10 protein-coding genes are annotated in these 13,338 nt (G+C 61.8%); 8 read left to right on the plus strand and 2 right to left on the minus strand.

Annotated elements, in window-relative coordinates:
* Positions 1-5: 5 nt before the first annotated feature.
* Positions 6-1,718, minus strand: coding sequence for a type I secretion system permease/ATPase (locus MRBLMA1_RS17235; RefSeq protein ID WP_363738421.1), 1,713 nt, complete (start codon positions 1,716-1,718; stop codon positions 6-8).
* A gap of 583 nt (positions 1,719-2,301) precedes the next feature.
* On the opposite strand from MRBLMA1_RS17235, the gene MRBLMA1_RS17240 reads away from it, so the two are divergent.
* The 8 genes from MRBLMA1_RS17240 to MRBLMA1_RS17275 all read left to right on the plus strand — a co-directional run bounded on the left by MRBLMA1_RS17240 (position 2,302) and on the right by MRBLMA1_RS17275 (position 11,902).
* Positions 2,302-2,895 carry a DUF6088 family protein gene (locus tag MRBLMA1_RS17240; RefSeq protein WP_363738423.1) on the plus strand — a complete coding sequence of 198 codons (594 nt, stop codon included), beginning with the start codon at positions 2,302-2,304 and terminating at the stop codon, positions 2,893-2,895.
* Positions 2,888-3,925, plus strand: coding sequence for a nucleotidyl transferase AbiEii/AbiGii toxin family protein (locus tag MRBLMA1_RS17245; RefSeq protein WP_363738425.1), 1,038 nt, complete (start codon positions 2,888-2,890; stop codon positions 3,923-3,925). Before MRBLMA1_RS17240 ends, MRBLMA1_RS17245 begins: the two co-directional genes overlap by 8 nt.
* Before the next feature lie 101 nt (positions 3,926-4,026).
* Positions 4,027-4,833: a restriction endonuclease gene (locus tag MRBLMA1_RS17250; protein WP_363738427.1), complete on the plus strand. Its 807-nt coding sequence runs from the start codon at positions 4,027-4,029 to the stop codon at positions 4,831-4,833.
* Between the two features lie 11 nt (positions 4,834-4,844).
* On the plus strand, positions 4,845-5,624 hold the full coding sequence (locus MRBLMA1_RS17255) for a Hachiman antiphage defense system protein HamA (RefSeq protein ID WP_075822018.1): 780 nt from the start codon (positions 4,845-4,847) through the stop codon (positions 5,622-5,624).
* Between the two features lie 79 nt (positions 5,625-5,703).
* Positions 5,704-9,126, plus strand: a complete 3,423-nt coding sequence (locus MRBLMA1_RS17260) for a DEAD/DEAH box helicase (protein WP_363738429.1) — start codon at positions 5,704-5,706, stop codon at positions 9,124-9,126.
* A gap of 3 nt (positions 9,127-9,129) precedes the next feature.
* Entirely contained in the window at positions 9,130-10,296 is a 1,167-nt protein-coding gene (locus MRBLMA1_RS17265; RefSeq protein ID WP_363738431.1) for a DUF4238 domain-containing protein, read from the plus strand.
* A gap of 98 nt (positions 10,297-10,394) precedes the next feature.
* Complete coding sequence (locus MRBLMA1_RS17270; protein WP_363738433.1) at positions 10,395-11,288, plus strand: hypothetical protein; 894 nt, start codon at positions 10,395-10,397, stop codon at positions 11,286-11,288.
* Positions 11,276-11,902: a hypothetical protein gene (locus MRBLMA1_RS17275; protein ID WP_363738434.1), complete on the plus strand. Its 627-nt coding sequence runs from the start codon at positions 11,276-11,278 to the stop codon at positions 11,900-11,902. The genes MRBLMA1_RS17270 and MRBLMA1_RS17275 overlap by 13 nt, the downstream gene beginning before the upstream one ends.
* Positions 11,903-12,401: 499 nt before the next feature.
* Here MRBLMA1_RS17275 and MRBLMA1_RS17285 read toward each other — a convergent pair whose 3' ends face one another.
* Positions 12,402-13,331 (minus strand): DUF5655 domain-containing protein, encoded by a 930-nt coding sequence (locus MRBLMA1_RS17285; RefSeq protein ID WP_363738436.1) that lies wholly within the window; start codon positions 13,329-13,331, stop codon positions 12,402-12,404.
* Positions 13,332-13,338 lie beyond the last annotated feature (7 nt).

The raw sequence follows: 13,338 nt of genomic DNA on the forward strand, positions 1-13,338 counted from the left end.
GGTGCCTATCCCTCCGCCCTCTGTGCCTCGGGTTTTTCTTCCGATCGAATGGCCTTCAGCCGTCCCAGCACCTCATCGCGCGGGCCGAAAGTCTCCAGCCTTCCGTCGCGCATCACCATGATCTTGTCGACGACTCCCAATATCCCCATCCGGTGGGCGACGATGATGACGGAGGCCTTTTTCTTCTTGAGGTCGTCCAGCGTGGCGACCAGCCGCACCTCTCCCTCGGCATCGAGATGCGCATTGGGTTCGTCCAGGAAGACCAGGGGCGGCTTGCCATAAAGCGCGCGCGCCAATCCCACGCGCTGGGCCTGCCCGGCCGAAAGTCCGCGCCCTCCCCAGCCCAGCGTCCGATTATATCCGCCCGGCATTTGCAGGATCAGGTCGTGCGCACCGCTCAACCGGGCCGCCTCGATCACCGCATTGTCGATGGCTTCGCCATCGTCGGACAGGAAATTCCGGAATCGAGCGATATTCTCCTTGATCGTGCCGGCGAACAGCGCGGTGTCCTGCGGCAGATAGCCGATGAAGGCCGCCAGCCTTTCCGTATCCCAATCCTGCACATTCGCGCCGTCATAGCGGATCGATCCGCGCAGGGGCCGCGCCGCGCCGGACAGCATGCGCAGCAGCGTCGATTTGCCCGCGCCACTGGGACCGACAATGGCAACGACTTCGCCCGGTTCGACGGCAAAGCTGATATCGGCCAACAGGGGGTGTTCCTGGCCGGGAATGAAATGGGTGAGATGTTCGACCGCGATATGGCCGCTGGGCGGCGGGAGCTGGGTCAGGGCGATATCTGCTTCCCGCGTCGCCAGCAGGTCGTTGAGCGTCGCATAGCTCGCCCGCGCATGGACGACGCTACGCCAGGCGCCGAGCAACTGGTCGATGGGGGAGAGGGCGCGTCCGACAAGGAAGGACGAGGCAAAGATGGCACCTGCCGAAATCTGGTTGTTGATCGCCAGCCAGGCGCCGAGGCCCAGCGCCAGCGACTGCAGGATCAGGCGGATGAACTTGCTGATCGCAACATAATGGCCACCTGCGAAACTGGCGCTCGCCTGAAGGTCGAGCATCGTCTGCCGTTCCAGCAGATGGCGCCGCACCAGCGCATTCCGCATGCCGAGCGCCCGAATCACCTCCGCGCCCGCAAGCGTCTGTTCCTGGCTGACATAGGCCTTGTTGGCGGCTTCGTTCGCTTGCTTCAAGGGCGCGTTGGTGCCCTTTTCATTACGTCGCGCGATGAACAGCAAGGCGGCGCCGCCCACCACGGCCAGAGCGGCAATGGCAGGGTGGATCAGGAAGCAGACGAGGACATAGACCGGGCTCCAGGGAAAATCGAAGATCGACAGGATGGTCGGGCCGGTCAGCGCCTGCCTCAGCGTGTCGAATTCCCGCAGGACCTGCTTGTTCATCGTCTCGCCGGTCGATCCGCGCGCCCTCAGCGTCGTGTCGAGCAGCAGGCCCGCCAATTGCCGGTCCAGCCGGATGCTCGCCCGTACCAACAGGCGCGACCGGACCAGTTCCAGCAGCGACAGGGTGCCGATGACCACCGCGATGATGATTGTCAGGAAAAGCAGCGTCAGCCTGCCCTGTCCTGCCACGACACGGTCATAGACCTGCAACATGTACAGAACGGGCCCGATGTAGAGCAGGTTCATCAAGGCGCTGAAGATCAGCGAAGACAGGAAATGTCGCCTGCACGAAGATAGTGCGGCTTTCATGGGGGCTGCCGGTTCATGCAGATCAAGCAACATACCGCCCCCGTTTCTCGAAAGCTGACGCTAAATCATGCGACCTATATCTTGTGCCTGGACCATAATATTCCGGCAAGTTTCGGTAAATATATCAATCAGCATAGTTGACGGCTTGTGCCGCGCTGGAACAGATGTTCAGCGGACCGCCGTCAATCGGTGCTGGCGAAAATCATTCCCACTCAATTGTATTTAGCCCAGTTAGATCATTGATCTAGCTTGGTTTTTTCTTGTTTGGTACGCCAAAAGCCGACCTGCGGGTCGTCAAAAACTTACGGTTTTGATTTTAAAGGGAAATTTCCGCAAAAAATATTTTGCGTGGCTCCAGCATCTATCGGGATCAATCGCTCCTTAGAGCCGAATTTTTCGGCCAGCATGGGCCTTGCCGCCAACCCCGAAAAGTACCGTCATCAATTAGCAGATTGGAAAGCGAAAATCCAGGTCGCGCCCGAGAATGGGTTGTACCTCCAGAGACCACCCCTTGCATGTCAGAAAAAGATACCTTATTTTCTGACGCATGAAGATGATCGCCACCTCCGTTCCTGACCGGGTGATGAAACGTGTCCGAGCCAGCGGACGCGGCAGCGTCTTCACGCCCAGCGACTTTCTCACCGTTGCCGCCCGCTCATCCGTCGATCAGGCCCTCTCACGATTGGTGAAGGGCGGACAACTCCGCCGGCTTGCGCGTGGGCTCTACGACTTCCCGAAGCTGCATCCGAAGCTCGGGCCGCTGTCGCCCTCTCCGGACGATGTCGCCCACGCTCTTGCCCGGGAGACCGGCTCGCAGGTGCAGATTGCTGGCGCTCGGGCAGCGAACGCGCTTGGCCTCTCGACGCAGGTTCCCGCCCAGAGCACCTATCTCACCGACGGTCCGTCACGACGCGTCGTGCTGGGAAAGCGTGTCGTCGATCTTCGCCACGCCTCGCCCAAACATCTTATCGCGCCGGGCAGTCCTGCCGGTACGGTGGTTCAGGCGCTTCGCCATGTCGGCCCCGTGCGGGCGGCTGACGTCGTACAGGTCGCGGCGCGCCGGCTTTCGGCCAACGACAAGAAGACACTGGCCTCAACCGCCGTTCAAGCGCCTGCATGGATGCGGCCGACGCTCGTTTCGATCGCCAACGCAGCGGTGGCCGATATCGATGGATAAGGTCGCCCGTCTTCCCGTCGACGATCGAGCAGCTCTCTTCGGAGAGACCGGCGCCGGCCGGGGCGTCGCCGACACGATCATCGAAAAGGACTTCTGGGTTTGTTGGAGCTTGAGGCGCCTGTTCGGTTTGCCGAAGGGCACTACGGCAACCCTTGTCTTCAAGGGCGGCACCTCGCTCTCGAAAGCGTTCGGCGCCATCCGCCGGTTCTCCGAGGACATCGACCTATCATTCGATCGGGCAGAACTAGGATACACCGGCGATCGAGATCCCGAGAAGGAGGGGATCAGCAGGAAGCAAGCAGCCCGGCTTATCGAGGATCTGGTCGGCGACGTTGAGCGGCACATTGCCGAGAAACTCCTCCCGGCGCTTCGCGCCGCGATCGTTGAACAGCTCGGCGAGCCGGCCAACGGCGAGTGGTCGCTGGAGATCGACGCCGGCGACGCCCAGACCGTCAATTTCCATTACCCGACAGCCCTGCCAGCCGCTGAATATGAGGGCATGGCCTACATCACTCCACGCGTGAAACTCGAACTCGGTGCGCGCGGCGATCCCTGGCCGACTGAAGAGAAAGTCATCCGCCCCTATGCGGCCGACGACTATCCCGACTTTTTCGCCGAACCCGACACCAGCGTGACCGTGCTGTCAGCTCGGCGCACCTTCTGGGAAAAGGCGACCGCGCTCCACGCGGAGGCGCATCGCTCTGCAGAATCCCCGACGCCGCAATATTTCTCGCGGCACTATTACGACCTCTCCATGCTCCTCGACACGGACGAGGGGCGAGCAGCTGTTGCCGATCTCGATCTGCTGGCGCAGGTCGCACAGCACAAAACCACCTTCTTCCGCTCGGGCTGGGCAAGCTATGAAACGGCTCGACCAGGCACGCTCCGGCTGATGCCGGACGAGGCGCGGGTTAAAGACTTACGGGCCGATTATCGGGCGATGGCGCCGATGATGTTTGACCAGACACCGCCGTCATTCGACGACATACTTGCAAAAATTGCCGCGCTTCAAGAAGCGATCAACAGCTAACTCAAGGCTGTTCGCTCGGGGGAAAGGTTATCAGTTCGATTCGATCCATAGATCTGCGCCTTATTGACGACCTCGTCGACTTCGTCCGAGGCTCTGGCTTCGTGCTGGATTTTTCCGATCCCAGCTTCGCGGACTTCTTTGCATCCGAGCTCAAGATCAACATCGACGATCCGAAATACGCGGTAAACGGCAAATCAAAGGGCAAGCGCCTGCGCTATTTCTTGCAGAGTTGCGACGATTCGACCGCCGTCCGCGCCCTGACGGCGCTCTGGGAACATCGCAGCGAATATCTCGCCCGCTCCGGTGCCACCGACCCCGTCGCCAATGCCGAGACGCACTATCAGGGACTGATCAACCGCCTCTCTGGCGGCGTCTCGCCCCAACGCGCCGCAACGAACCCGCAGCCTGCCGCTGTCGATCGACAGGCGATCAACAAGATCAAGGCGGATCTGCTTCAGGTCACCGCGCTCGCGCCACATGCGCGTGGCTACGCATTCGAGGCATTTCTCAAAGGCCTGTTCGACGCCTTCGGCCTTGCCGCCCAGGAGCCCTTTCGCCTGCGCGGCGAGCAGATCGACGGCAGCTTCCAGCTCGGAAGCGAGATCTATCTCCTTGAGGCCAAATGGCACGGCCAGCCGATCGGCGTGGCCGAGCTGCACACCTTCCACGGCAAGATCGAACAGAAGGCCGCATGGACCCGCGGTCTGTTCGTGAGCAATAGCGGTTTCACCGATGATGGCCTTGCCGCCTTCGGACGCGGCAAGCGCGTCATCAGTATGGACGGGCTCGACCTCTACGAGATGCTCGATCGCGAGATACCCCTCAACCATGTTCTGGAACGCAAGGTGCGCAGAGCAGCCGAAACCGGCATGCCCTTCCTTCGTGTTCGCGACCTCTTCCCGGCCTGAGGAGGAGGCGCATGGTACAATTCAACGATTGGTGCGACGCCGCGGACACGCCGCTCGGCAATCATCATGTCCGGGTCATGACCGGCCGTCCGGCGGATGCTCCGACCGGCATCCAGGTGACGGCTACCGCCGTGCCCACTCACTACGCCGCTGAAGAACGGATCGCGAGAGCGCTGGCACGATTGGGCAAAGCCGGGGCGGCAAAGATGATCACCGACCTCCTGCCGCAGACTCCTCAGATACGGTCTGGTGACCTCGGCGAGATCTACGCCACCGAATGGATCAACGCGCACAGCGGCTATCGCGCGCCCATCAAACGGCTACGTTGGGGAGATCACCGCGACATGGCGATGCGCGGCGATGACGTCATCGGGATGATCCTCGACCCGGCGACACAACGCCTTCGCTTCCTCAAAACGGAAGCGAAGAGCCGCGCCGCGCTTCGCACCAAGACACTTGAAGAGGCGCGTACAGGCCTCGACAAGGATGGCGGCCTGCCATCGTCGCATTCTCTATCCTACATCTCGGCCAGACTGATGGAACTGGGCACGGATATGCCGCTCGTCGACGCGATCGACGATGCCCTTTATCGGCACGGCATTCCACCCGAGAGCGTCAAGCATCTCCTCTTCACCTTCTCAGGAAACTCCCCGCAGGCACTGCTGACACAGGCTCTGCAGGCCTATCCCGGTCCGATCGGACAATGGGGCATCGGCCTACACGTAGACGGCCATGCCGCCTTCGTCGGGGCCGTCTACGCTCAGGTCATCGCCAATGCCAACCAACCCTGAAGCGATCATAGCCGCCATCACGGACGCGGCGACGGCTGGCTTTCGCGGCAGACTTATCGCGCGGGGCCAAGCGCGCGCCATGATCTGGCGTGACGGTGTTTTACCTCCTGACGCCCCCGCCTTCTCGCCCCAGCTCAGCTTCGATCTCCATAGTTACGCCTATGGCTTGCTTGGGCTGGGGCTGCGCCTCCTCGAACTTGGCGGCGATCCAAACCAGGCACGTATCGCATTCGAGCAGGCGGCAACCGCGCTCGAAGCAGTTATCGCCAAAGGCAATCGGGCCGAGGCGGATCGCGACTTCCATTTCGTCATGGCGGCCGCAAGCTATCACCTCGCGCATCTATCAGCTCGAGCCTATTCACTCCTCGCGGTCGTCGCGGCCGAGGAGAATTTTTCCCCGATCGAGCAGGTACTCGCGCTGTTGATGCGCCGAGACATCACCGAGCTAAGGGCGCGAGTGTACGCCTTCCGTCTGGACGGCCGAGGCTCTGACGCAACCATTGCCGCGCTCTTTCAGCAGCGCCTCGCCGAGCCGGCCGCCGATGCGGAGGACCGTGATGGTCAGGACTTTCTCTTCGAAGGCCTGGATCTGGCGCTGACGGACACCTTTTACGGCGCCTTCGCGATGTTCCTTCTGGCGCTGGATCGCGGCGAGCGTGCGCTTCTTGACAGGGCGATCGCCCAGCTTCGCGAAAGTCTCGACATCTGCGCGGAATTGAACCTTCTGCCACAATGGTGGGCGCATCGGGTCGCCATTCATCTGCTTTCCGATCTCTGGTCGAACACCTTCCACGAAAAGGTTCCGCTGCTCCCCGCCGGCGGAGCTGCAGCTTCATGGCCGAGCCTTCGCGAGCTCTTCATCGCCTTGCTCGCTCGCCGCCCGAGGGCTGAGATCGACCTCTGGCCTTCGCAGGCCGAGGCGGCGTCGCGTGCTGTCGATCAGACCGACAATCTCGTCGTCTCGCTGCCGACCAGCGCCGGCAAGACCCGCATCGCCGAATTGTCCATTCTGAGATGTTTGGCAGGCGGACGGCGGGTCATGTTCGTGACCCCGCTTCGCGCCCTGTCTGCGCAGACGGAAACCACGCTCCAGCGCACGTTCGGGCCGCTCGGCAAGACCATCTCCGCCCTCTATGGCAGCATTGGGGTGTCTGGTTTCGACGAGGATGCCATCCGCGAGCGTGACATCGTCGTCGCGACCCCCGAAAAGCTCGACTTTGCCTTGAGGAACGACCCGTCGCTGCTCGACGATGTCGGCCTGCTCGTGTTCGACGAGGGCCATATGATCGGGCCCGGCGAGCGCGAAGTTCGATACGAAGTTCAGATTCAGCGCCTCCTGCGTCGCCCGGACGCCGATCAGCGCCGCATCGTCTGCCTATCGGCGATTCTTCCCGACGGCGATCAAATGGAGGACTTCTCGGCGTGGCTGCGCCGCGATCAGCCCGGCGGCCCTATCAAGCACGACTGGCGTCCGACGCGCCTGCGCTTCGGTGAAGTGACCTGGAACTCGCCGACGGCGCGCCTTAGTCTTCGCGTCGGCGAGGAAAGGCCCTTTGTGCCCCGGTTCCTCACCGGCGCGGCGCCACCGCTGTTCGTGCCGCCGAAGAGACTTCGCACCAAGCTCTTCCCGGATAACCAGCAGGAATTGACCCTTGCCACCGCCTGGCGCCTCGTAGGCGACGGCCAGACCGTTCTGATCTACTGCCCAGAACGGCGCAGTGTCGAACCATTTGCCAAGGTCATCGTCGACTTGCACTCGCGCGGCGCGCTCGCGTCCCTGCTCACGGTCGACCCGGCCACGCTGCAGACCACCATCGCGCTCGGTGAAGAATGGCTCGGCCCGCACAGCGACATCCTGAAATGCCTGCGACTTGGCGTGGCGCTTCATCATGGAGCTTTGCCGACCGCCTATCGCAAGGAGGTCGAGCGTCTCCTGCGTGACGGCGTGCTCAAGGTCACGATCTCATCGCCGACCCTGGCGCAGGGCCTCAATCTGTCGGCGACCGCCGTCGTCATGCACTCGCTCTACCGGCACGGCGAGAAGATCAAGGTCTCCGAATTCAAGAACGTCATCGGCCGCGCCGGCCGGGCCTACGTCGATGTCGAAGGCCTTGTCCTCTATCCCATCTTTGAGGACGCCAAGAACAAGAAGCACGGCGAATGGGTCGAGCTGATCGAAGATCTCGGCGCCCGCGAGATGGAAAGCGGGCTCATCCAACTCATCTGGTCTTTGCTCAACCGCATGCACGCGCGTCTTGGCGGCAACCTCGACCAGTTGATCGACTATGTCGTCAACAATGCCGCGGCGTGGACCTTCCCTGAGGTCGCCGGCGAGAAGGTCGAAAAGCGCAAGCTGGCGCTGAAAGAGTGGGAGCGTCATATGGCGACGCTCGACACCGCCATTCTCAGTCTCATCGGCGAGGCCGACGTGCCCGATGACCAGATCGAGGCCGCGCTCGACAATATCCTGCAATCTTCGCTCTGGCAGCGTCGCCTGCTCCGCATGAACGATGCAGTGCGGGCGGCATATCGCACCACGCTGCTCACCCGGACCCGCTTCATATGGGCGAACTCGACCGCCGCTAGACGACGCGGCTACTTTTTGGCCGGTCTCGGCCTCGAAGCCGGGCACGCGCTGGACGCAATTGCACCCGCGGCAAACGATCTTCTCATACAGGCCAACGCGGCCCTCGCGGCGGCGGACCATGAGGCGGCAATCGCTGCGATCACCGGCATCGCCGAGCGCGTGTTCGCCTTCTACCCATTTGAGCCGGATCCATTCCCGGCAAATTGGCGCGACATCCTCAGATGCTGGCTGCTCGGACAGCCGCTGGCCGCGATCGTCGCTGGACAGGAAGCCGAGACGTTGCAGTTTATCGAAGGCGGCCTGGTTTATCGCCTTCCTTGGGCCATGGAGGCCTTGCGCGTCCGTGCCGCCGCCAATGGCGATGTCGCCGGTGTGTTCGAATTGGCGTTGGAAGATCACGAGTTGGGCTTGGCAGTGCCGGCCGTCGAAACGGGTACTATGAACCGCTCCGCTTCAATCCTGATCCAGGCGGGCTTCAATTCACGGCTGGCGGCCATCAAAGCCGTTACCGACACCGCCGCCACCTTCACGACCGGCGCGGAATTACGCGCCTGGCTGCGCTCGCCCGGCCTCGCGGTCTGGTCGGCGCAACCCAATTGGCCAACGGCCGAGACACGGGCGATATGGCTCGAATTCATTCAGGAGTTTGCCCCCTCGGATAACCGGACCTGGGCGCGGCGGGATTACCTTGGAAACGTCCAGTGGTTCGCCGCACCGGTCCCTCCCGGGACGCCAGTCAGCCTCTTTCATAGCAACGGACAGCCGCTGGTGCTGGCGCCCGACGGGCGTGCGATCGGCCAGCTACAGCATCCGCTCAACCCGAATGCCCGCGGTCTCGTGCGGGCGAATGTGGCCCAGAATGTAGCTCAGCTCGACCTGAGCTATCTCGGCCCCGATGATTTGTGGACGGTCTAGAAGATGACGAAGGCGCCCACATATTTCGGCCTTTGGGGGGCCGTTCCCGTCGATGGCGACGTGCGGCCGTTCAGCCTCATCAATCCCTCGGGCGGCAATACCAACCGCAACAATCGCCGGCATCACTTCATCTCAGCTGTTTATATGGATGGCTTTGCTGCCGAAGACGACCGCATTCGGGTCTATCTTTGCGAAGCACCTGAAAATCCGCTTCTGATGAAACCGCGGTCGATCGGGTTCGAGCGAGACTATTATTCCCAGAAGCTCCCCGAGGGAGGGCAGGAAACCCACCGTTTCGAGGACTTCTGGAACACCATCGAAACCGTGTGGCCGGAGACGATCAGGGCGCTGGAGGCACGACGATTGTCGCCCGCCATTTCCTTCAATGTCCTCGGCATGCAAACGATCATGCGTGCCCGCGTCCCGGCCACGCGCGACCGACATGCCTTGATGATCGAAGCTAAGCTCCGCAGCCAACACAAGGTCGCCGAAGAGATCGGCGCGCTTCCACCGGAAATGGAGCGCTACGCCGGTCAGTTCGACACCGTGCCCGTCGGCATCAACCCTCACGAGACGCTGTTGGCGATGCAGGGTGAGTTCAAGGATTTCGGAGATCTCTGCTTCCGGCTCGGTTTTGAAGTGCTGCACAACAAGACGAGCACGCCTTTCATCACCTCGGACAATCCCGTCTGCAGCTACGATCCACGCCAAACGCTGCACGCGCGGACGCCTTACCAGCATTCAGGCGACGTCGAGCTGATCTTCCCGGTTTCCGCGCACATGCTCGTGCGCGGCTCCAGCAAGCGCGGACCGGTGAACGTGGTATCGCGTCATCGCGACATATCCGACAGCCGGAAGGTGCGGCAGCTCAATCGGACGATTGCGCAGTTTTCCTATCGCATGACGATCGCCCGTGATCGATCGAGCGACGAGCTGATACGGGCCCATGCCGCGCTCGTGCCTACCATCACCACGGAAGTGCGCCGACAGGACAAGGAAATCCAAATCATCGTCCGGAATGTTTTCGGTCCGCGCCCGGTGCTGTCGCAGTTTATTGACACGCCTGAGAAGGCGGCACGCCTTGAGGCAAAAATGGCGGCCGCTTCTACCGAACAAACCGAACTCCCGATCGTGACCGAGACGCCCAGCCAGACTCAGCGGGAGGTTTGATCAGATGCCACCACCGCGAGCCCCTTTCTCCGCACTCCACGACATCAAGCTGCGCCGCCACGCCGACGCTAGCTAGAAACGCCCGAAAGCCGCTGCTTATGAAGACGCCGATATCTGTCACCTTCGACACGAACACCTACAGCACCATCGCCAATCCGCAGATCGGCAAGCTCCTTGAAAAGTGGCGGCCGCTCAGCAGGGATCGGTTGCTGTCGAAGAAGCGCCGTGTGGCATGGTGGTACATTCAACGCTGCATCCGGAAAGGCCGGATCCGCGCCGGCATTCCCGAAGCGGCGTTCGCCGCGGAAAGCTTGCAGAACACCGATCGCGTGGATCTGTTGCTCGCCGTCGGCAAAAAGGCGCCGCGGCCCGACATCCCTCCAATCCGGCAGGACATCATCCGCCTTGCGCTCGCGACCGGCTTTCGCGTGATGCACGGGCCGCGCATCGGCTACGGCGCGCTTCCGGATTTCGATCAAGGCGACTGGGCCGTCGATGAGCTTTACGAGATCGGTGAGCGCCAAGACCGGATGAGCGCCTTCATCCGCCACTTCAATGAATATCCGCTGCGTGCCTTGCAGGATTTCGGGACGCAGCTCTCGCAAGCGCACGGGCTTGCGGCCCTCAATCAGCGCTACGCCCAGGCTGCCGCACTGAACAACATCACGCTCGATCGCTATCTCTGGCGCAACGGCATCGGAGCTGAAGCGGTCGTACCGCGTATTCACGCGACTCGCGACGCCTTCTTGAAGGCGTTGCGGAAGTTGATGGCCGATTGGGCAGATTTCGACATTGCCGCAACGCACTATGCCTACGGCTACGACCTTCTCTGCACGGAAGACCAGGGCAAGCTGGTCTCCAATTCGATCTTTGGGGGGCAGCACGCGACCGATGTCCAGGGCGTGTTCAATGTGCAACCGGTCACGGTCATGGACCTCGCTGCCATCTGCTGGAAACGGTTCGGCTTTCCCGTGCGGAGATGGCAATCGTGATGACGCCGGCCGAGCAGCTTCCACGGATTTTCCAAGCTAACCTGTCGCGCTTCTTCGACCGGGTGATCTGGCCCGGTATGGACGCGCTGACCGCTCATCCAACCCTTGCGACCGGCGAGGCGCAATCGCTAGAGCAGTTTCTCGACCGCGCCGCAGCGCAGGTCGACAACTACACGGCAAATGAGGCCGCCAAGTCCTTCGTTCTCACAATGGCCGCCATTTTCGAACGCCAGCTCAGCATCTGGGCGCGTGCGAAGAGGCCTGATGATGCGCCGATGCTGCGCGGCTTCAAAGAGCAACTGCTGGCCTGCGCTGAGATTGCCGAGGTCGACCTCGGCAGCGACAACGTTGGGCCTGACCTTCTTGAGATGTTCGTCGCCGCCAATGTCGTCCGCCATGGCGAGGGGCCTGCCTGCGAGAAGCTCCGGGCGATCGCACCCGCTCTTTGGTCCAACGAGGCAGGCGACTATCTCGATTTGCTTCCCGGACCCACGCTGCCGAGCGAGCATCTGAGACTGAGACCTGCCGATCTCATCCGCTATGTCCGGGCTGGCACGCGCTTCTGGGGCCAGTGCGATCCTCTTCCTGGGGCTGTCACCGAGCCACCCCACTGATCCGTGTCAGGCCTGCAGAGCGATCGACGGCCTCAGAAACCCGCGCACTCCATATGGCTACTGGACAGCGCAACGTCCTCAATGGCCGCTGCACGCTGAAATCCAGTCCCACGATAATCCGGCCGTTCGCAACGGGGAATGCCTTCCCCTGCGGCCGAGCCGTGGTCTCGGCCGACCCCTTCTGCGGGGACACCCCGCAACGCCCCCATAGAGTGAGAGTGCGGATCGGCTTTGCCGTGACTGGTTGAGGGCTGGAGGAGAGCCCTCCGGCGCCCGTCGCGGAGATCCGCGATGTTCAGAAACACCGCTCGCGCGCGTACCGGCTCCGACCGGACGAGCCTCTACGACGATATCACCAGCACGATCATCTCTGAGCTGGAGGCCGGCCGCGTGCCCTAGGTCCAGCCCTCGGGGACGGCGGCGGCCAAGGCGCCACTCGCCATGCCGAGAAACGCCGCCACCGGCCGGCAATATTCGTTTATAGCCTTAATTTCCAGCATCACGCCCCGTCATAGCTGCGATCCATCAGAGGTTTAGCTTTGTCCAACGTGGCGACGTCAGTGATGATGATTTCAAGGTCGCCAGTGCCGAAGTGACCGATATTGCGCACGTCGCGGGTAAAACCCGGCTCAAGTTGAATGGTCGCCGGATCGACCTTGACGAAAACTTTAAGGTGCCTGATCTGCGGCTTGACCTCGACGCACGCAAAGTTCTTCAGGCGGCGGAAGGCGACATAGTTGTCCAGAGTCTTCAACTCGACATCATCGCCCAGCGCCAGCAGGTACGCCTTCGTTGCCTCGTAGAGATCGACAAGGCCCTGGTCAGCATCCGCGAGGTACTGCGTAACAGTTTTCTGGCGTGACCGAGGTCGCGTTGCCGTAGGCTCGCCTTGGTCGTTCACGCTGGCAGAGATCTCGCGCGCAGGCCGCTCCGATGCCGAGGTCAGCAGTTCGAACAGCAAGAGTTCGTCACCAAAGCGGCGATAGCGAACCAGCGCGATATTTCGGTTCATCTGGTTGACCGCATGAGCATCGTATTTTGTGAAATCACCCGCGATGCAGATCAGCCGGGGCGTCGTCCAATCGACGGCCTTCGCCTCTTCGGCGCCGAAGCGCTCCAGAACAAGCCATTCGAAATCACGGCGGTGATCCATCAGCCAGTCGAGGTAAAATAAGCCTTGGTTGATGACGTTCTCATTGCTGGCCCGTTTGTACTCGACGATCACTGGCGAACCATTCTCGTCGATGCCCAGCGAATCCATGCGTCCGCCGTTCGTCGTCGGAAACTCCGATGCAAGAAACCGCACACCGAGGAACGCTTCCATGTTGCGTTCAATAAGGGTCTGCAACGACTTCTCTAGCGCGACCGCGCTGCCGCGAAGCTCTGTGACCGAAGCACTGTCCGTGCGAAAGAGTTTTATATCGCTCATACAAAAA

It is taken from the genome of Sphingobium sp. LMA1-1-1.1 (assembly GCF_040676365.1).
Lineage (GTDB): Bacteria > Pseudomonadota > Alphaproteobacteria > Sphingomonadales > Sphingomonadaceae > Sphingobium.